Annotated in this window: 16 protein-coding genes; 5 read left to right on the top strand and 11 right to left on the bottom strand. The window is 60.5% G+C overall.

The window, feature by feature from the left end:
• Positions 1–51 precede the first annotated feature (51 nt).
• Positions 52–2,160, bottom strand: a complete 2,109-nt coding sequence (locus H8Z83_RS06085) for a U32 family peptidase (RefSeq protein WP_187014245.1) — start codon at positions 2,158–2,160, stop codon at positions 52–54.
• Positions 2,160–2,486, bottom strand: coding sequence for a cell division protein ZapA (locus tag H8Z83_RS06080; RefSeq protein WP_187014244.1), 327 nt, complete (start codon positions 2,484–2,486; stop codon positions 2,160–2,162). The genes H8Z83_RS06085 and H8Z83_RS06080 overlap by 1 nt, the downstream gene beginning before the upstream one ends.
• A gap of 423 nt (positions 2,487–2,909) precedes the next feature.
• Between H8Z83_RS06080 and H8Z83_RS06075 the strand changes: the two genes are divergently transcribed.
• The gene (locus H8Z83_RS06075) at positions 2,910–3,797 is read left to right on the top strand and encodes a DnaD domain protein (protein ID WP_187014243.1); all 888 of its coding nucleotides are present in this window, start codon (positions 2,910–2,912) and stop codon (positions 3,795–3,797) included.
• Between the two features lie 15 nt (positions 3,798–3,812).
• On the top strand, positions 3,813–4,802 hold the full coding sequence (locus tag H8Z83_RS06070; RefSeq protein WP_187014242.1) for an ATP-binding protein: 990 nt from the start codon (positions 3,813–3,815) through the stop codon (positions 4,800–4,802).
• A 136-nt stretch (positions 4,803–4,938) separates the two neighbouring features.
• Here H8Z83_RS06070 and H8Z83_RS06065 read toward each other — a convergent pair whose 3' ends face one another.
• From H8Z83_RS06065 to rpsO, 9 genes are all read right to left on the bottom strand, one after another.
• The gene (locus H8Z83_RS06065; RefSeq protein WP_187014241.1) at positions 4,939–6,681 is read right to left on the bottom strand and encodes a VanW family protein; all 1,743 of its coding nucleotides are present in this window, start codon (positions 6,679–6,681) and stop codon (positions 4,939–4,941) included.
• Positions 6,682–6,889: 208 nt separating this feature from the next.
• A complete protein-coding gene (locus H8Z83_RS06060) occupies positions 6,890–7,681 on the bottom strand; it encodes a ParB/RepB/Spo0J family partition protein (protein ID WP_187014240.1) in 792 nt (263 codons plus the stop codon).
• A gap of 148 nt (positions 7,682–7,829) precedes the next feature.
• Positions 7,830–8,792, bottom strand: coding sequence for a bile acid:sodium symporter family protein (locus H8Z83_RS06055; RefSeq protein ID WP_187014239.1), 963 nt, complete (start codon positions 8,790–8,792; stop codon positions 7,830–7,832).
• Between the two features lie 26 nt (positions 8,793–8,818).
• The gene (gene prmA, locus H8Z83_RS06050) at positions 8,819–9,793 is read right to left on the bottom strand and encodes a 50S ribosomal protein L11 methyltransferase (protein ID WP_187014238.1); all 975 of its coding nucleotides are present in this window, start codon (positions 9,791–9,793) and stop codon (positions 8,819–8,821) included.
• Positions 9,794–10,021: 228 nt separating this feature from the next.
• Positions 10,022–10,894, bottom strand: coding sequence for a DegV family protein (locus tag H8Z83_RS06045; protein ID WP_187014237.1), 873 nt, complete (start codon positions 10,892–10,894; stop codon positions 10,022–10,024).
• Complete coding sequence (locus H8Z83_RS06040) at positions 10,894–11,469, bottom strand: DUF1836 domain-containing protein (protein WP_187014236.1); 576 nt, start codon at positions 11,467–11,469, stop codon at positions 10,894–10,896. The genes H8Z83_RS06045 and H8Z83_RS06040 overlap by 1 nt, the downstream gene beginning before the upstream one ends.
• Positions 11,470–11,581: 112 nt before the next feature.
• A complete protein-coding gene (gene mnmE, locus H8Z83_RS06035; RefSeq protein ID WP_187014235.1) occupies positions 11,582–12,967 on the bottom strand; it encodes a tRNA uridine-5-carboxymethylaminomethyl(34) synthesis GTPase MnmE in 1,386 nt (461 codons plus the stop codon).
• Positions 12,968–13,800: 833 nt separating this feature from the next.
• Positions 13,801–15,951, bottom strand: a complete 2,151-nt coding sequence (locus H8Z83_RS06030) for a polyribonucleotide nucleotidyltransferase (protein ID WP_187014234.1) — start codon at positions 15,949–15,951, stop codon at positions 13,801–13,803.
• 170 nt (positions 15,952–16,121) lie between these two features.
• Complete coding sequence (gene rpsO / locus H8Z83_RS06025) at positions 16,122–16,388, bottom strand: 30S ribosomal protein S15 (RefSeq protein WP_187014233.1); 267 nt, start codon at positions 16,386–16,388, stop codon at positions 16,122–16,124.
• Positions 16,389–16,999: 611 nt separating this feature from the next.
• Here rpsO and H8Z83_RS06020 point away from each other — a divergent pair.
• Genes H8Z83_RS06020 through H8Z83_RS06010 form a run of 3 tightly spaced genes read left to right on the top strand, consistent with a single transcriptional unit; the run spans position 17,000 to position 20,404 of the window.
• The gene (locus H8Z83_RS06020) at positions 17,000–17,362 is read left to right on the top strand and encodes a GntR family transcriptional regulator (RefSeq protein ID WP_187014232.1); all 363 of its coding nucleotides are present in this window, start codon (positions 17,000–17,002) and stop codon (positions 17,360–17,362) included.
• A complete protein-coding gene (locus tag H8Z83_RS06015; RefSeq protein ID WP_187014231.1) occupies positions 17,359–18,255 on the top strand; it encodes an ABC transporter ATP-binding protein in 897 nt (298 codons plus the stop codon). Before H8Z83_RS06020 ends, H8Z83_RS06015 begins: the two co-directional genes overlap by 4 nt.
• Complete coding sequence (locus H8Z83_RS06010) at positions 18,230–20,404, top strand: ABC transporter permease (protein WP_187014230.1); 2,175 nt, start codon at positions 18,230–18,232, stop codon at positions 20,402–20,404. The genes H8Z83_RS06015 and H8Z83_RS06010 overlap by 26 nt, the downstream gene beginning before the upstream one ends.
• Positions 20,405–20,447 lie beyond the last annotated feature (43 nt).

Here is a 20,447-nt window from a genome sequence, read left to right as displayed (position 1 = left end):
CTGAAAATCGCCTGAAAAAGCGGGGGATTCCGGTGAGATTCTGCCGTCGGGTCAATCCACACCGCGGTAGTAGAGTCCCCGGGTGAAGGGGCCGGAGGCGGGGGCACCGGTCTGGTAGGCCCGGAAAATGTCCGCACATTCCGCAGGTGCTTCCGTGGTGAACCGCAGGCGGGCATAGGTCAGGCCACAGTGCTTCCACTCGGGCTTGTCCGCCAGCCACACCGGCGCACTGTTCTGGATCTCCGTCCGGTGGCCGTAGGCCGGGAGCAGCGGGAACTTTGCCCCGGTGCGGTCCTGAAGATCGTTTGGCTTGCGGCAGGGAGCCTGCTGGGGGACGGCGTCACCCGCTTCGGACAGGTGACAGCCGGTTTCATTCTGCACCAGACAGTTTTCCGTGATCATCAGGGGCAGTCGGCCGTAGACGATGGCCTCTGCCGGGATCAGCTTTTGGATGTCCCGCATCTGTGGGAACCGCAGCTCGAAGGACAGGCAGGCGGAGGAGAGCTCCTTGCGCCGGAGATAGTCCAGAGAGCGGCTGTTGAACACGTTGAGGCCGAAGTCGCCGCGGATAGTCAGTCCGGCGTCCCGCAAAAGGGGTAGATGGCCGATATTCCCAGCCAGAGCGGAGGTGACGCCCAGCTTTTTGGCGTGAGCCAGCCACGTCCGGAGCTGGGGTTCATTTCGGTCCCGCCAGATACGGGGAAGAATGGCGCACCACTCCCCGGCAAAGTCCGGCAGCGCGTCCCGCTCCGCCAGCAGCTCCAAGGGGAGGTCGATGTGGGCGGGGGACAGGGGCAGCAGCGCTTCCGCCTGCGCCCAGGTTGTGACGGAAACGGTCAGGGCCGGGGTATCGGCGGTGCAGTCCAGATTCGGCAGGGGGGAGAAGTCCTGTTCCCGGCGGACCGGAACGGCACAACGGGCGTTCTCCAAGGCGGCCAAAGCATCCCGGCGCAGGGCGTTTACCGCCCCGGCGGAGAGAAACAGGCCGTCTGCTACATCGGCGGAGCCGTCCGTACAGCGGAAGGCGGTGCCGCCTGTCTTTTGCAGACGGAATTCCAGATCGGTAGCCGTCAGTGCCTTGTTCTGAGCTGGCTCCGGGATGGGGCCTTCGGCGGCGGCCACATGGCCGTCATCGTCCCAAACTGTCAGGGAAACCGGCTGTCCGGCCTGACAGGAGCAGGAGAAATGGATGGGAACGGTGCGGGCGTCGTCCTTTTCGTATTTGGCTCGGGCGGCGGCAAACAATTCCTTCGGCTCCGGGGTGTTTTCAGGGCGGGTGCCGAACATGGCGGGGCCGTGGCGACCCTGCCAGTAGTCCGCTGTAAAGCCGGAGCGGGAGAAGGCCAGCTCCAGATCCTTTTTTTCGGCGGCGGTGGGCTTGCGGCCCTCCCGGATCAGACGGGCGTAAATGTCCGTGATGACCGCCACATATTCAGGGCGCTTCATGCGGCCTTCCAGCTTCAGGCAGCTGACATCCATTCGCTCCATGTCGGAAATGCGGTCAGCAAGGCAGTTGTCCTTCAGACTGAGTGGGTAGGTGTTTTTGGCGGGGCCGTTGAAGCCGTAGGGCAGGCGGCAGGGCTGGGCGCAGGTGCCCCGGTTGCCGCTGCGTCCGCCAATGAGGGCGCTCATTTCGCACTGGCCGGAGTAGCACATGCAGAGAGCACCATGGCCGAAGATCTCGATCTCGGCGGGACAGGCCTTGCAGATGGCGGCGGTGTCCTCCCGGGAGCACTCCCGGGCAATGACCACTCGCTCGCAGCCGTCCCCATAGACCTCGTTGGCGCCGCCGGCGGTAAAGACGCTCATCTGAGTGCTGGCGTGAAGGGGGAGGTCCGGCAAGGCCTCCCGCAGCAGGGCAAACAGGCCCCAGTCCTGCACCAGCACGGAGTCCACCCCGAGACGGCAGGCCGTCCGGGCGGCATCTAAGGCCAGAGGCAGCTCCCGGTCCGTCAGCAGGGTGTTCAGGGTCAGAAAGACCCGGACGCCCCGGAGATGGCAGTACCGGATGGCATCGGCGAATTCTTCGTCAGAAAAATTTTTGGCGCTCCGGCGGGCGTTGAAATTCCCCCAACCCAGATAGACGGCGCCGCAGCCGCTCTGGACGGCGGCCCGGAGGGCTTCCGGAGACCCGGCGGGGGAGAGCAGTTCCAGAGCCATTACTTGCGGTTGTCCAGACGCTGCTGAAGACGGAAGATCTCCCGTTTCAGCTCACTGACCTCAGCCTGGGCCTTGGAAGCCTCGTCCAGATAGCCTTTGATCTGGCTCCGAAGCTGCTCGGCGGCAGCCTGAGATTTGAACAGCTCATCCGTTAGGTTGACGGCAGTGAGCACGGCGGCGTCGGTGCGGCCCACCTTGGCATCGTTCATGACCTCAGTCATTTTGTCGCTGACACAGTTTCCTACCTTCTGCATGTAGGCGGAGGTCTCGTCCGCTACCAGGGTGTATTCCTCTCCGCAGATGGTGATGACAACACGGTTTGCCATATGCGCATCCTCCTTTTTTATATACGTCCTGCGTTGGGACGCAATACACAATATTACAGCATCCAGTATAGCACAAAGGCCGCAGGTGTTCCACAAAAATCGTGGGAAATCGAAAAAGTTTACAACTCGCTGACGGCCCTCTTGCCGTAGGGGAAGATTTCGTGTAGAATAAGGGCTGAATGAAAAGGAAAGAGGCTGTCGATAAAGTAGTAAATTCTCCGCAACGGTAAGGTAGGGCAGCCGTTAGCGGCTTTGCCGCTTTACGGATGCTGCATACCCCTTGCGGGTAAAGGGTGTGCGCGGGAAACCCAAGAAGGGTTTCCTACGCCATTGAAATCAAATATTATCAGAACTTTTACAAGTTCTGATAATAAGGGCAACGGGAAGAAAAGACTTTTTCGACACGCTGAAGGAGGAGCGCGGATGGCGAGTATTTTGATCCACACGGCGGATGAGTCCGTCACGCTGACGGCCCAGACGGTAAAGCGTCTGCTGGACCGGGGCGACGGCGACGCAGCGCTCCTATATCTGGCGCTTCTGCGGCATCACGGCACGGTGCAGCCCCGGTCTTTGGCGGGAGAGCTGCGATGGGAAAAGAGCCGCATCGAGGCGGCGGAGCAAGCCCTGCGGGACCTGCGGCTGTTGGCGCCCGCAGCGGAGGAGATCCCGGAGCCTGCTGATGAAAAGCCCAGCTACCAGCGGGATGACATTGCCCGGCGGCTGGAGAGCAGCGAGGAATTCCGTCTGCTGACGGCGGAGGTGGAAAAAAAGCTGGGGAAGCGGCTCACCACGCCGGATGTGGGTGTTCTGCTGGGACTGAACGATTATCTGGGCCTGCCGGCGGACGTGATCTTCCTGCTGGTGAATCACTGCGTGGAGCGGGTCACCCGGAAGTACGGAGAGGGGCGGCGGCCCACCCTGCGGCAGATTGAGAAGGAGGGCTACGCCTGGGCCAGACGGGGCATCGACACCCAGAGGGCCGCAGTGGAGTACCTGAAAAAGTACGCGGAGCGTCAGGGGGCCATCCCGCCGTATATGCGGGCGCTGGGCCTGGGAGACCGGCTGCCGGTGGCATCGGAGGAGAAGTATCTGAACGCATGGCAGGAGATGGGCTTTCCGCCGGAGACAGTGGCTCTGGCCTACGACAAGACGGTGCTCAAGTGCCACGAGCTGAAGTGGCCCTACTGCAACGGTATTTTAAAGCGTTGGCACGAGGCGGGCTTACATACCCCGGAGGAGATCGAACGGGCGGACAAGCCCCCGGCGAAGCAGCCGACACAGTCGGCGGGCGACGCCTGGAAATACGTGTAAGGAGGGAGCGGGGACATGGCATATGACGGACGGCTGCTGCGTCTGGCGCAGGAGCGGTATGAAGCGGACCGGAGCGCCCGGGAAGCGGATCTGGCGGAGCAGCGGGAACAGCTCTATGCCCGCAGACCCCGGCTGCGGGAAATTCAGGATCAGCTGCGCCGCACGGCCAGCCGGGTGATGGCCGCCGCTCTGCGGCGGGGAGAGGACCCGCTGCCGGAAATCCAGCGCCTGCGGGAAGAAAACCTCAGCTTGCAGGCAGAACGGCAGATGCTGTTGGCAGAGCTGGGCCTGCCGGACAACGCGCTGGAGGATACGCCCCTCTGCCCCTTCTGCAATGACACGGGCTACCGGGGCGGCGAGATGTGCCGCTGCCTGAAAACCTACTATGTGGAGGAGCAGCGCAAGGAGCTTTCCAAGCTGCTGGATCTGGGCAGCCAGAGCTTTGACACCTTTGACACCGACTGGTATTCCGACCAGCGGGCACCGAGAAAAACCAAGTCTGCCCGGGAGCACATGGAGTGGGTGTATGACACCTGCGTGGAATATGCCCACAATTTTGGAAAAAAACCGGCCAACCTGCTGTTGTTCGGCCGTCCGGGGCTGGGAAAGACCCACCTGTCCGCCGCCATTGCCAGAGAGGTCAGCGGCAAGGGCTTCTCCGTGGTATATGACACGGCGGGGCACATTTTTGAGCGGTTCGAGGCGCAGAAATTTGGCCGGGACGAGGCAGAGCGGGACGTGGAGCGGGTGCTGAACTGCGACCTGCTGATCCTGGACGACCTGGGGACGGAGATGGTGACCACCTTCGTCCAGAGCGCGCTGTATCAGATCATCAATGGCCGTCTGCTGGAAAAGAAGTCCACCATCGTCAGCACCAACCTGATGCCGGAGGCCATCGCCCAGCGGTATTCCGGACAGATCGCCTCCCGGATCGAGGGAGAGTATCAGCTTCTGCCCTTTGTGGGCGAGGACATCCGGGTATTGAAAAAGAAGCGGGGCCTGTAAGGCCGCTTCCGTATAAGCACGTATAAGCATAAGAATCCCCCGCCCATACTGATGTATGGGCGGGGGGTTGCGGTTTTGATCTTAAAAACGGATGGAGATGGCTGCTTTGCAACGAACAAGCTGTGGGGCGCTTCCGTTACGGTTCCGCCGGGATCTCCGGTTCGACAGGAAGGTCAGGGGACGCGGCAGGCTCCGCGGGGACTGTTGGCTCCATAGGAACAGGGGTATCCGACGGAGTGTCCGGTGTGACGGCGGGGATCTCCGCTGTTCCACTGCCGGGCTGGGCGGCGGGGGCCTGTAAGATCACCTTGTTGCGGACCTTGTAGTTGCTGGACGCTTCAAAATGGCTGTCGATCACCTTGCCATCCTTGTCATAAATGGTCTGATAAGAGTTGACCTTGTATCCGGTATAGGGTGTTACCTTCACCACATCCGGGGAGCCGGGAGCCATGGTGGGGTCCTCCTGATAGATGGTTTCCCAGGGGGTCTTCGAGAGGACCTCGTTGCTCATTTTTACATAGATGCCGTCCACATTGGTGCCCAGGATCTGAACGGTGAGATAGCCCTTTTCATATTTGGTGACGATCTTCACGGGGTACAGGGTGTTGTTGGTGAACTTATAGTCGGGGCCGCCCCAGGACACCGTGGCATCCATGCCCCAGGCGATGTAAGCGGGGACATAGCGGTGGGCGTACCGCTCCGTGATCTCCAGATTGCTCAGGAGACAGGCCAGATACAGGGTGGAGGAGGTCTGGCAGATGCCGCCGCCGATCTCGTCCACGGTTTCGCCCTTGACATAGGCGGGGGCGGGCTTGAAGCCCCGGTCCGCCGTCCGTTTGCCGACGGATTCGTTGTAGGAGAAGGTTTCTCCGCTGTTGAGAACAAGGCCGTTGATAATCTGAGCGGAGAGCTTAACGTTGCCGATCCGCCCGGCGGAGCCGGAGACATGGGTCTTGGCCTCGCCCAGCACGTCCCGGAACAGGACGGCCTTCAAATCGGCGGCGGTGACCTCCGGCTCCTCAATTTCCGCGTCCAGTGTCAGGGTTTCCCCGGGGGCGGCGCCGTCCAGCGCTTTCTGAACGGCGGCCACATCGAAGTCGGCTCCCGGCTGCTCGGGGATGATGGAGTCCGTAGCGGAGTCATAGGAGGCGTTTCGCACCTCGCCGTGGAGCTGGTCGTGGAGCTGCTGGGCGGTGAGGGTCTTGGCGGGGACAGTCTGGAAGGAGATGGGAACCTGATAGCCGCTCAGACTGTAATCGGAAATATTTGCCAGAAGGAGACGGAGGTCTTGCGGTGTTCGGCCGTCCCGCGCCTTGGTGATGTGGACAGACTGCCCCTCCACAGCGCCGGAGGCGTCAAGGGGTGCTTCGGAAAGCTGCTCCGTCAGACGGGATACGGTTTTGGAAAAGACGGCTTGGTCCATGTCCGGCCAATGGGCGCCGTCGGGCCAGCGACCGGTGACGGTGGCCAGATAGGCCCAGCCTTTCATGAAAAAGCCCTTGCTCCGGTCATCGTTTTTCCAGAATTGGGCGTCCCCGGCGAAATTCTCCGCCGTGTAGCCCAGATCGCCCACGGTGAACTGAGCCAAGGGCTGGTCCTTGTCATCCACAAGGGTGATCGCCTGCTGGAGAAGCTGTCTCTCCAGGCGCTGCTGCGCCTGTTCCACGGTAAGACCGCCCACGTCGATGCCGTTGATGTGGCGGTTGGGATAAAATGTATCCAGAGAACCGGCATAGGCGCAAAGGCCCGCGTAGGCCGCCAGCAAAACCGCCAGCACGATGCCGGCGATCAGCAGCGGCCCCTTCCCACTCTTTTTGGATTCCTCGTTCAGCCGCTTCCCCGGCTGGGTCTGCATCTCGGCTTCACGGATCGGTTCCATAAGAAGCCCTCCTGTTTTGATCGTTATGTTAAATGAGAAACAATCTCCCATTTAACGCTATCATATCACTCTTTTCTGAAAAAAGGTGTTACAATCCGGTAACAGAGTGGAATAATTTTGACTTTTGGCGTAAGTGGCAGGCTGCGGTTTCCGAAAAAACCAAAAAGCGGAGACCGAAGTCTCCGTTTTTTGAAAAAGACTGTAAACGTCAGCCGACCCGGCGGTTCTTGGGGATGCGGATAGTGAGGAGGATGGCGTCCTCCGTGTCCTCCCGGCGGGATTCTGCGCCGATGCCGGCCTCCCGCACCAGCCGCAGGCCCCGGTCCAGACTGTTGAGAAACAGGCGGACGTCCTTGAGAAGAAAGACCCGGCGGCCGGAGGGGGGCGTGGTCTGCAGCTGGGCCAGACGCTTGTCGATGTACTGCTCCGTCTGGGCTACGTTCAGATGATGGCGGATGATGTGGTGGAGGGCGTTGAGACGTTCTTCTTCATCCTCCAGACGAAGAAGAGCGCGTGCGTGACGCTCGGTCAGATCATGTTCTGTGAGCAGGCGGCAGCAGTCAGGGGAGAGCCGCAGCAGGCGCAGCTTATTGGCCAGAGCGGAGGGGGAGCGACCCAGCAGGGCAGCGGCTTCCTCCTGCGTGGAGCCGGATTGACGGAGATAGGCGGCGATGGCGGTGGCTTCCTCCAAGTAATGCAGGTCCCGGCGCTGGATATTTTCGATAAGGGCCAGAATAGCGGAGTCCTGCTCATCGACCTGCATTTCCAGACAAGGAACTGTTTGCAGTCCCGCCAGCTTGGCTGCCCGGAGGCGGCGCTCTCCCGCTATCAGCTCCCAGCCGTCATCCCTGCGGCGGACGGACAGGGGCTGGATGATCCCGTGGCGGCGGATGGATTCCGCCAGCTCCGCCAGAGGTCCGGGAGCGAATTCCCTTCGGGGCTGGTGGGGGTTGGGAGCGATCTGCTCCACCGGAAGCCAATGGACCTGCGTGTCCAACATGCGCGGCACCTCCTGACAGGTTCGGAAACGGCGGGCGTTCCCGGTTCTGCCTGTATTGTAGCGCCGGGGAGCGGGGGAAATGTCGGGAAATCTGTCGGGAAAATAAAAAAAGCACGGAAAATTCCGCGCTTTTTTTGCAAATAGGTTGTTATGAGGCGGGATGATCGATCTTCTGCTGCCGTTTTTGCAGAGCCCGCACCGCCAGAGAACTGGTGAGCTGGGAGAACAGGGGAGAGACAGAGGGGGAGAACACCACCTCCGAGGGGAAATACTGGGCGGCCAGCGTAGCGGCTGCGGCATTGTTCCGCATACTGGAATTGACGGTCACCGTCAGTTCTACCGGATAGGGGAAGCGGAAGAGGGTGGAGAGCAGAAAGCCCAAGCCCAGACCGATGAGCCGCATGGCCAGCGTTATGCAGAGCAGCAGTACCAGCTCGCGGTTCAACTCGTGGAGGAAGGGAGCGCAGCGGGTGACGTTGGCGCAGATGATGACCAGCAGAGCCAGCTTGGAAAAGGGACTCAGCCGCTGCTTGGCTTTGGCACAGATGCTTTGGCCCAGCAGGCGGCAGAGCACCATGGCCAGAGCTGCCGGGACTACGATCATGACGAAGAGATCCCGGATCATGCCCAAGGTATCCAGCTCCACCACGGAGCCGCACAGCAGCCGCAGCGTCAGCGGCAGGATCACCGGGGAGAGCATGGTATCCAACAGGATAATGGACAGGCATAGCTCCACGCTGCCGCCGCCGATGACGATCCACATCAGAGAGGATACGGCGGCGGGGGAACCCTCCATCAGCACCAGACTCAGGGTGTAGAGGGGCTGGTCAGGGAAGCACATGCTGCCAATACCCAAAGCGGCCAACGGCATGAGAAGGTGGAGAGAAAGCATGGTGATGAGCACCGGCTTGGGGTGGGAGAGGACCCGGCCCAGATCCTGCACGCTGCTGCCCAGACTGTTGGCGAAGGTCTGGAACATCATCAGGGCGGAAACGGCGGGACACAGCAGGCCGATCTGATCGGGGAACAGCAGTCCCAGTGCCAGAGCGCCGAGGATCAGCAGGGGCATTTTCGGGGTCATCCAGGTGTTGAGTGCTTGGAGCTTATTCATGGGCGTATTCAGGGTCCTTTCAGCCTTTAGCGGCAGGCGTAGGAATACCAGCCCTCACCGGACCGGGTAGTTTCGATTTCCCAACCGTTTTGACGGAGGGCGTCCGCCACCTCCCCGGCCCGGGTGTCGATGATGCCGGAGCAGAGGAACAGCCCGCCGGGCTTCAGGAACTGCCGCACCATGGGGGCAAGCCCTATAATGACGTCCGCTACAATGTTGGCAACCACCACATCGTAGCCGCCGCCCAGAGTTTCCCGGAGGGCGCCGTTGGAGAGAACATCCCCCACCAGAACGGTGTAGCGGTCCTTGCCGATGCCGTTGAGAGCGGCGTTTTCATAGGCCACCGTCAGGCACTTGTCATCAATGTCCACAGCCTTGGCGGAGGCGGCGCCTAGCCGCAGCGCGGCAATGGAGAGAATGCCGCTGCCGCAGCCCAGATCCAATACGGTTTCGCCGCCGTGGACGGCTTCCTCCAGCGCTGTCAGGCACAGGCGGGTGGTGGCGTGGCTGCCGGTGCCGAAGGTGAGGCCCGGCTCTAAGATCAGGGGCACCTTGCCGGCGTATTTAGCCTGCCCCTTCACGTTTTCCTGTTCCCATTCCGGGATCACCAGCAGGCGTTCGCCGATCTCCATGGGCTTATAATACTGCTTCCAGTTGTTTTCCCAGTCGGCGTCCTTCAGATTTTCCAACGTCATCAGGAGGGTGCCGTATTTTCCGGCATGGGCGTCCTTGAAGCCCTGAAGAGCAGTGCGGAGGTGGGCCAGCTGGTCAAAGCCGTCTCCGTCCGCCGGGAGGTAGAAGGTGATCCGGGATTTGCCCTTCATGGACGCCTCCAGATCTTCGTCTACATAGTCCCAATACTGGTGGTTGTTTTCCAGAAAGCTCTGGAAATCCTGCTCGTCATCAATGACCACGCCGTCTACCCCATTGGCGGAGAGAAAAATCTCCAAGGGCTCCAGCCCGGCGTGATTTGTGTCAATGTGTACTTCCAGCCATTCCATATATGATCCTCACATGTGCTTCCGCCGGAGCGGAAAATTTAATTTCATACGCATAAAACTTCATGCATGAGCAGCGTACCGCGAACATGCACAAATGCCAGTGCATGAAGTTTTCGTGCATCATTTCCGGTTGCCCCGCAGGGGCGAGGAAATGGCACATTTCTTATTTTGCTATGTGTTTGCATAGCAAAAATAGTTTGGGGATTTCCCCAAACTATTTTAGCATAATTATCGTTCGCTGCCAAGGAAAAACAGCGCCATGGTGCCGGGGCCGGAGTGGTTGCCGATGACAGGACCCACATAGTTGATGTGGACGGTCTCCACGCCCAGACGGCGGCGGACCTCACCGGCAACAAATTCAGCGTCCTCCAGACAGTCACCGTGGCTGATGAACACCGTCTGACCGGCGGGGTCGATGGCGGTGGCCTCCATCCGGTCTACCAGCGCCGTCAGAGACGCCTTGCGGCCTCGGGCCTTGCTGACCGGGATCAGGCGGCCCTCGTCGTCCACATGCATGACGGGCTTGATGGCCAGCATGGTGCCGAACAGGGCGGTGGCGGCGTTGATCCGGCCGCCCCGCTTCAGGTGGTTCAGATCGTCCACTGTGAACCAGTGGCAGACGCGGCCCTTGGTCTCCTCGGCAAAGGTCTTCACCTCGTCAATGGTTTTCCCCTTTTTCTGCTCCTGCGCGCAGAGATACACGAACAATCCCTGCCCCAGAGAGGCGCAGAGGGAGTCCACCGTCAGGATCTTCGCGTCGGGAAATTCGTCCTTCAACTCCTCCGCGGCAATGACGGAGGACTGGTAGGTGGTGGAGAGGGCGGAGGAAAAGCTGATGCTCAGGATGTCCTTTCCGGTTTTCAGGATCTCCCGCATCTTTTCCTCAAATTCCCCCACGTTGACGGCGGAGGTGGTGGCCAACTCGCCGGAGCGGACCCGCTCGTAGAACTCATGGAAGCCGATCTCCCGGCCATCCAGATAGTTGCGGTAGGTGCGATCACCCATTTGCAGGCTCAACGGTAGGACCTCTACGCCCAGTTCTGCGGCCATTTCCGCGGAGAGATCGCAGCAGCTATCCGTTAAAATTACATAATCACGCATCAGTCCTTGCGCTCCTTTCTGCTTTTCGCGGCCTTTTTGGCCTCGGCTTTATCCGGTTTGCCGGCGGGTTCCGTCCGGGCGCGGAGCTGGGCCACATACTGACGGCTCACAAGGCCGGCGGCGTAGCTCAGCAGACCAAAGTGGACGGCGGCGTCCGCCAGATTGTCAGTTCCTTCATAAGCGCCCATCTCTTGCACGGTACTGGACAGGGCACCGTCCAGACTTTCCAGAAAGGCCCGGTAGCCGTTTTCCACGGAGCGGTCATCGGAAAGCTCAGTGCGGATCAGCAGGTCCATATCCCGGACGGACATCACCTGCTTGAGAATGCAGACGAAGGTGAGGTAGGCCAGATGGTCCCGGTTGTATTTCTTGCCCTCAGCCCGGGGGACCAGGGCGTTTTTCGTGTAGTTATTGACCATAGAGGCTGTCAGAGCGTCGCTCTCGTCCAGACGGATGGTCTGCCGTTCCATGTAGGAGAGGACCTGATCCATATACAGGGGGAAATCCGGCAGTGTTTCCCAATCCGCAGGGCGGTGGGTCTCCAACTGACGGCGAAAGGCGGAAATTTCTTCCATACCGGTGCTCCTTCCTTTGAAATCAGAGCAAGTATATCACATTTTTGTAGTTTTGTAAACCGGATTATGCGTTAAGGAAAACAGGAAGAAAGACAGGGGAAAACGAAAATTGTTATTTTCCCACGCAGAAACGGCTGAACACCGCGCCTACGATCTCCTCCTTGGCGGTGCGGCCCGTTAGTTCGCCGATGGACTCCAGTGCTTCCTCCGCATCAGTGAGGACAGCGTCGGGAGTCAGACCGCTGTCCAGCGCGGACAGCGCCCGACGGACAGCCTCCAGACTCCGGCGGACGGCAGATTCCTGCCGGGTGTTGGTCAGGAGGGAACCGGCGTCAGCGGGGGTCCCGGCGGGGAAGCAGCTTTGCACGGCGTCCACCAGGGCGTCCAGGCCGCCGGGGGCCATGGAGCTGAAGCTGACAAGGCTGTCCGGCTCCCGCAGACCCTCAGGCAGCTGCGGGAGGACGGTTTTCCCGGCGGGGTTCAGGTCGTTTTTGCTGACGGCCAAAATCCAATGAGGGGCCTTGGCCGCCAGGGCCAGGATGTCCGGGTCCACGGCGGGGGGCGTCTGGCTGCCGTCTGCCACGGCGATCACCAGATCGGCAGTCTCTGCCGCCTTGCGGCTGCGCTCTACGCCCAACTGCTCCACGGCGTCGGCGGTATCGTGGATACCGGCGGTGTCAATGAGCCGCAGGAGGGTGCCGCCGCAGGTGACGGTCTCCTCCACCGTGTCCCGCGTGGTGCCGGGGATGTCGGTGACGATGGCCCGGTCATAGCCCGCCAAGGCGTTGAGCAGGGAGGACTTACCGGCATTGGGCAGGCCCACGATGGCGGTGCGGACGCCGTTTTTCAGCACCCGGCCCCGCTGGGCGGTGTCCAGCAAGGCAGAGAGGGTGTCGGCGGCGATTTGCAGAGAGGATCGGATCTGCTGTGGCTGAATGTCCTCAATGTCCTCGTCGGGGTAATCCACCACGGCGTAAAACCGGGAGGTGATGTCGATGAGGGCCTCCTGCACCGGCTCCAGGCGGCGGCGGAGACCGCCGTCCAGTTGGGCTGCGGCGTTTTTCGCGGCAGCGGCGGACTGGGCATCGATGAGATCGATGACGGCTTCCGCCTCCGTCAGGTCCATTTTGCCGTTGAGAAAGGCCCGCTTGGTGAATTCACCGGCCTGGGCCTGACGGGCTCCGGCGGCAAAGAGGGCGGAGAGCAGGGTGTGAAGGACCACGGGAGAGCCGTGGCAGTGGAATTCGGCGGCGTCCTCCCCGGTGTAGCTGTGTCCGCCGCCGAAGCGGACGGCTAATCCCTGATCGATGACGGCGTCGGAATCGTCCAGCATTTCTCCGAACACCATCTTGTGAGAGGGCTGCTGGGCGAAGGGGACTCCGTTCCGGGGACGAAAGACCCGGTCGCAGGCAGCAAAGCAGCCGGTCCCGGAGACCCGGACGATGCCGATGGCGGCGGCGGTGCTGCCGGTGGCAATGGCGGCGATGAGATCAGACATAGAAGCTCCTTTCAGAGGGTGCCGCTTTGCGGCATGGGAAAGCATGGTGATACCATGCGGGATCGAATCCTAAAATGGGCTTTGCCCATTGGAATGTCTCCTACTTTTTCTTTGCTCCAACAAGGGGCGCGGCGAACCGCCGCAGGGGATGCAGCATGGTGCCACTTTGCGGCACGAGAATGCACGGTTTTACCGTGGGGATGCACCCCCCATTTTCTTTTTGAGACATCAAAAAGAAAATGCGCCGTGCACGGTGAAAAAGAAAAAATGTCAGGGATGAGTTGACCGACGAAACGGTCAACTCACCCAAAACGGGGGCTGGCCGCCACGCACTGCCGACTAAACTTGAAACGCCCCTACCGGCTGCGCTATACTCAAATCTCAAATCAGTGCGTCCCTGCACCAGAAAGTCCTTCGCACACAGGTGTTGCAAATAGGACGTCCTCTGCTTCTCTTTCCACTGTTGCTCCCCCGTCTTTCCTTGGGAGGAATTTCCAAAGGGGAAAGCACCAAAGCGCCGCCGGGGGCGGATAAAGCGAGGTGCTTTCGAGGAAATGGCACGATTGGCGGCCCATCAGGGCCGGGAATCGTATCGTCGTGACGGTGTAAGGTGGCGTCCCCCATGTTTCGGGTGGGGATCTAAGGGGGAGGGGGCTTTGCGCCAAAGACTCCTTCCCCTTGCCCCGTAGTGGGAACTGCCCCCTGCGGGAACAGAGAGAATATCCTCTTTGGCTTCGCCGGAAATCCCGGCCTTTTGTTGTGGCGCAGGAAACGAAAAAGGCGGGGCGGGCGAAGTGCCCGCCCCGTCTGGCGTTTTGGAATGGAAAGACGATTTACTTGACCCGCTCGCCGTTGGCTTCCTTGGCGGCGATCTCACGCATGGCGTCCTTGTGGGAGAGGTTCACGCGGCCCTTCTCGTCGATATCGGTGACCTTGACCCACATCATGTCGCCGATCTTGCAGGCATCCTCCACCTTCTCGATGCGATGGTCGGCCAGCTTGGAGATGTGCACCAGACCGTCCTTGCCGGGAGCCAGCTCCACGAAGGCGCCGAAGGTCATCAGGCGCACCACGCGGCCGTAGTACAGCTTGCCGATCTCGGGGACGAACACGATATCGTCAATGCACTTCTTGGCGGCGTCGCAGGCGGAAGCGTCGGCTGCGGCGATGTGGATGGTGCCGTCATCGTCAATGTCGATCTTGGCGCCGGTATCGGCTACGATCTTCTGGATGACAGAACCGCCCTTGCCGATGACGTCCCGGATGTTGTCGGGATTGATGTGCATAATGACCATCTTGGGGGCGTACTGGGAGACTTCCTTACGAGGCTCGGCGATGCAGGGCAGCATGATCTGGTCCAGGATCTCGCAGCGGGCGTCATAGGTGATGTCCAGAGCGTTCTTGATGATCTCCATAGTCAGACCGTCGTTCTTCAGGTCCATCTGAATGGCGGTGATGCCCTTCTTGGTGCCGGCCACCTTGAAGTCCATCTCGCCGTGGAAGTCCTCCACGCCCTGAATGTCGATAAAGGTGGTGAAGCCGCCGTTATCGTCCTGAATCAGACCGCAGGAGATGCCAGCCACGGGAGCCTTGATGGGCACGCCGGCATCCATCAGAGCCAGCGTGGAGCCGCAGATGGAGCCCTGAGAGGTGGAGCCGTTGGAGCTGACAACCTCAGAGACCACGCGGATCGCATAGGGGAAGTCCTCCACAGAGGGGATCACGGGCAGCAGAGCACGCTCGGCCAGAGCGCCGTGGCCGATCTCCCGGCGGCCGGGGCTGCGGGCGGGCTTGGCCTCGCCCACAGAGTAGCCGGGGAAGTTGTAGTGGTGCATGTAGCGCTTCTCGGTCTCTTCCCAGATGGTGTCCAGCTTCTGGCAGGCGGACAGGGTATCCAGGGTGCAGACGGAGAGGACCTGGGTCTGACCGCGGGTGAACAGACCGGAGCCGTGAACGCGGGGCAGGACACCCACCTCGGCGCTGAGGGGACGGATCTCGTTCTTCTGGCGGCCGTCCACGCGGTGGCCTTCCAGCAGCCAGGCCTTGACGATCTTCTTCTGGAACTTGTAGGTGATCTCCTCCAGATACTGGTCCATGTCGGGGTGATCTTCCAGATACTTCTCGTGCCACTTTTCGATCATGGCGTTCCAGCGCTGCTCACGGACGTTCTTGTCATCGGTGTCCATAGCGGCCTTGGCCTCGTCCATGAAGTTGGCCACGATGTCGTCGAACAGCTCCTGGTCGAAGGCGGCGTGGGGATAGTCGAACTTGGGCTTGCCGATTTCGGCGACCATCTTGTTGATGAGCTCGATCTGCTTCTGGTTCTCCTTGTGGGCCTTCTGAATGGCCTCGAACATCTTGTCGTTGGGGACCTCGTTGGCGCCGGCCTCGATCATGACCACCTTCTTGCCGGTGGAGACCACGGTGACGTCCAGATCGCTGACCTTGCGCTGTTCGCTGGTGGGGTTGATGACCAGCTCACCGTCCACCAGACCCATCTTCACGGCGCCCACAGGACCGTTCCAGGGGATATCGGAGATGGCCAGAGCGGCGGAGGTGCCGATCAGAGCGGCGATCTCGGGAGAGCAGTCATGATCCACAGCCATGACGGTGGCCATGATGGACACATCATTGCGGAAGTCATAGGGGAACAGGGGGCGGATGGGGCGGTCGATGACGCGGCTGGTGAGGATGCCCTTCTCACCGGGACGGCCTTCCCGGCGGTTGAAGCTGCCGGGGATGCGGCCCACGGCGTACATCTTCTCCTCAAAGTCCACGCTCAGGGGGAAGAAATCGATGCCGTCCCGGGGACGGGCGGAGGCGGTGGCACACACCAGCACGCGGGTGTCGCCGTAGCCCACCATGACGGCGGCATTGGCCAGCTCGGCCAGCTTGCCCACTTCCAGAGTCAGGGGACGGCCTGCCAGTTCCATCTCGTACTTATGATAGCCGGGGAACTGCCGATGGGTGATAATGGTTGACATAAGATTGCTCCTTTACTCAGATGCTCGGGAGCGGCTCTTTTCGTATTTGAAAGCATGTCCGAGATTCGGGCACAGTTTCAAACACAAAAAGCAACAGCCCCCGGCGAAAAAATGACTGGAAATTCGCAGAAAAGGGTGACGGAGAACCGCTCCGTCACCCTCATTGCTTCTTACTTCCGGATGCCCAGCTTGGCGATCAGGGCACGATAGCGCTCGATATCCTTCTTCTGCAGATAGTCCAGCAGGCTGCGGCGCTTACCGACCATCTTCAGCAGACCACGGTTGGAGTGCTTGTCCTGGGGGTTGGCGCGCATGTGCTCGGTGAGGATGTTGATACGCTCGGTGAGGATCGCGACCTGGACCTCGGGGGAGCCAGTGTCGGTCTCGTGGGTACGGTTGGCCTCGATCACGGCCGTCTTCTGATCTTTACGCAGCATTGTGTGTTTCCACCTTTCAAAAAATTCTCCGAAAACTGCGCTCTGGGAGTGGTGAAATCCTCCGCAGGACGAAGCCCCGGAATGCGCACAAATTCACGTGCTGAACAAGTTTACCATAGGAATGTGCGGTTGTAAAGAGAAAAATGCAAAAAATTCCTTGTTTTTATAAAAGGAGCGGGGAAAAGAGGCGGAAAATATTTTTTTGAAAGGGGATTGACAGAGAGAAACGGTCGTGTTATCCTAACTGTACTAACACACATAGTACAGTTGGTACAGTTCGGAGGAACGTTATGAAGGTCATCAAGAAGGTAGTAGCCGCCCTGATGGTGCTGGGAGCACTGGCGGCGCTGACGGTGGGCGTGGTTTTGAAGCCGGGCCGGAAAGGAGACGAAACATGATGCTGTTTGGTTTTGCGGGGATCGCCGCCATCGTGGGTCTGATTTTTGCCGCTGTTGTTCTGGTGTCCGTGGCCCTGCAGCCCTGAGAACGGGGCAGATGCAATGAGTACGCTGTTTTTGCTTGGTATCGCAGGCGCGGTACTGCTGGTTATTTTGCTGACAGCGGTGATCCTGCACCGCTGATCGAACATTCCTCAGAAAGGAGAGGCACATGTGCTGACATTGAATTACCGGGATTCCCGTCCCATTTATGAACAGATCAAAGACGGCCTGCGGCGGATGATCGTCACCGGGGCCATGGCTCAGGACGAAAAGCTGCCGTCGGTCCGGGCGCTGGCCACCCAGCTGTCCATCAATCCCAACACCATCCAGCGGGCCTATAACGAGCTGGAAGCGGAAGGCTATATTTACTCCGTGGCGGGAAAGGGCAGCTTCGTCAGCGGTACGGCGGACGCCGACGCTGTCCGGCGGGAAACGCTTCGGGCGGATGTGAAAAAACTGCTGAATGAGCTGCGGTATCTGGGCGTGACGGAAGCGGACGCTGCGGCGCTCATCGAGGAGGTATACGAGCAATGATCGAAGTGAAAAACGTCGTCAAGACCTTTGACGGCTTTGCCGCCCTGAATGACGCCACCATCAGCGTGCCCACCGGGGCTGTCTACGGGCTGGTTGGTCCTAACGGCGCGGGCAAATCCACCATCATCCGCCATCTTACCGGTATTTTCCGGCAGGACAGCGGCACCGTGCGGCTGGGCGGCGAGGATGTGTGGGAAAACGCGGCGCTGAAGGCCAAGATCGCCGCCATTCCCGATGATTGGTACTATTTCAATTCCGCAGGCATCGGGGATATGATGCGGTTTTACAAGGGCTTCTATCCAAACTTCTCCACGGAGCGGTATGAAAAGCTGAGGGAAGTGTTTGAACTGGACGAAAAGCGGCCTATCCGGCGGTTTTCCAAGGGTATGCAGAAGCAGGCGGCCTTCTGGCTGGCTCTGTCCGCCATGCCGGATTATCTGATCCTGGATGAGCCTGTGGACGGTCTGGACCCGGTGATGCGCCGTCAGGTGTGGAGCCTGATGATGGGCGATGTGGCGGAGCGGGGCACTACGGTGCTGGTGTCCAGCCACAACCTCCGGGAGCTGGAGGACGTGTGCGACCATGTGGGCATCATGGACCACGGCCATGTGCTGCTGGAGCGGAGCCTGGCCCAGTTGCAGGATAACATGGTGAAATTGCAGGTGGTGTTTCCCGACGGCATGGAGGACGTTCCGGCGGAGCTGCCGGTGCTTCATGCCTCGAAGCTCGGCCGGGTGCATACCCTCATCATGCGGATGAACGCGCAGGAGGCCACGGAGCGGCTGATGGCTTACAGCCCGCTGCTGGTGGACGCCATCCCCCTGACGCTGGAGGAGATCTTTATTTACGAATTGGGAGGTGCAGACTATGCGGTCAAAGACATCGTGCTTTAACGGCACTCTTTTCCGGAAAAACCTGTCCCGGTACTGGCCGCTGTGGGGTCTGGCCTCCTTCGGCGGGGCCATGTTCCCTCTGGCGATGCTGCTGGAGCTGCTGCACAACGGGTTCCGGTTCTGGTCGCCTCTGGAGACCAGACAGGCGTATTACACTGTGCTGTCCTACGGGGTGCCGGTTATTTCCATCGTGTACGCCATTTTGTGCGCCATGGCGGTGTGGAGCTATCTTTACAACGCCCGCAGCGTGGGAATGATGCACACGCTGCCCATCCGCCGGGAGGGACTGTTTGTTACCAACGTGCTGTCCGGCCTGACGATGATGGCCATCCCCTACGCTGTGACCGGCGTTTTGCTGGTGCTGGTAACGATGCTGTTCGGCGGCTTTGAGCCGATGGGCGTGCTGGTGACGGTCTTAGGCGTTATGGGGGAGAGCCTGTTCTTCTTCGGCCTTGCTACCTTTTGCGCATTTATCGTGGGCAACGTGTTCATGCTGCCCGCCCTTTACGGGCTGCTGAACTTCATCGCCGTGCTGACGGACTTCATGGTGAACCTGCTGGCGCAGGGCTTCTGCTTCGGCCTGAACAGCAGCTATTCCGGTACCGTGGAGTGGCTCAGCCCCGTGGTATACCTCGTGCAGAAGATCTCTCCCAACAGCACCTACGAGACCCAGTGGGTGACGGATCGACTGGGCGGTCAGCGGTATGAGACCAGTGTGCTGACCTCCGTGACGCTGGAAAACGGCTGGCTCATCGCCGCCTATGCCGCCGCGGGCGCGGCGCTGCTGGGACTGGCGTGGCTGCTGTACCGCAGACGCCGCAGCGAGAGCGCCGGAGATGTGGTGGCCGTGGGCTGGATGAAGCCGGTGTTCCGGTACGGCTGCGCCGTCTACGCCGCCATTCTGGGCGGACGGCTGCTGTACGCCCTGCTGTGGGAGAGTTTTCAGAACGGCCAGTACTTCGCGCTCCTGCCCATGATCTTGTGCATGATCGCGGGCGGCGCCGTGGGCTATTACGCGGCGTCCATGCTGCTGGCGAAAACGCCCCGGGTGTTCAAGACCACATGGAAGGGAATGCTGGCGGTGGCGCTGGGCTGCGCGGCCCTGTGCGGCGCCATGAAGTACGATCTGTTCGGCGTGACCCGCCGCATCCCCGCACCGGACAGCGTAAAGCTGGTGAACGTCTACGCCGCCGGCAGCAATTATTACCTGACACCCGGGAAGGACGACGTCCTCATCGAGAAGGTCCGGACGCTGCACCAGACCATTATCGACGATAAGGATTACATTCAAAAAGAAGCACCGGGGTATGGCTATTATTCCGACGGCTATACGGCCAGTGTGGAAGAATCCGCAGAGGATAGCGGGGCGCAATCGACCATCACCCATGTCCGCATCACCTATATGCTCAACAGCGGGCTGAAGGTGGAGCGGGGGTACAGACTGTATCTGACCCCTGACCGCATGGCCCGGGAGGGCACCTATGACTATCTGCTGGATCAGCTCATCAACAGCCCGGAAATGCGCCAGAAGCGCATCCGCTGGCGGGATGAGGGCTTCCAGATGACTGAAGCGTGGTTCGAGACATGGAGCGGCGGCGGCACTCTCGGCAGCCGGGAGGCGGGTCTGCTCCTGGACGCCGTGGCCAAGGACGCGGAAAACGGAGACTGGGGCGTGTATAACTGGTTCCTGGCGGATAATGACGCCGACAACTATGACCTCCGCATTCAGTTCGAATACAAGCTGCCGGAGAGCCAGTTCAACAGAATCCATGATACGATCCGGATCAACGTCAAGGAAGGCATGACGGAGACGATCCGGGCGCTGAAGGACCTGAAATTGATCACCGACGCCGATCTGGTCACCAACCGGGAACGGTACCCGTGGCAGTACGCCCAGGGCGGCTGGGACCAATATGACCAGTTCTATAAGCAGTTCCATATGAGCCCCGAGGAATACTATGAACGGTACAGCGAGTACCCGGCGGGGTGGTTCGGTACGGAGAGTGATGAGCTGCCCACGGAGACGGAAAACGCTCCCGCCGTGGATGACAGCCACAGCCCCAGCATGTCCGCCGGAGCGGAGGCCGCCGGTCTCGGCATCATCGGCGGGGCGGACGGCCCCACGGTGATGGTGACAACCGTGGCCTGACATAGACCGTACCGCAAGGACGCTCCCCGGCGGGAGACCGCCG

Source organism: Dysosmobacter segnis (assembly GCF_014297285.1).
GTDB classification, from domain to species: domain Bacteria; phylum Bacillota; class Clostridia; order Oscillospirales; family Oscillospiraceae; genus Oscillibacter; species Oscillibacter segnis.
Note: the sequence above shows the minus strand (reverse complement) of the source record. Positions and strands in the feature narration are given on the sequence as shown.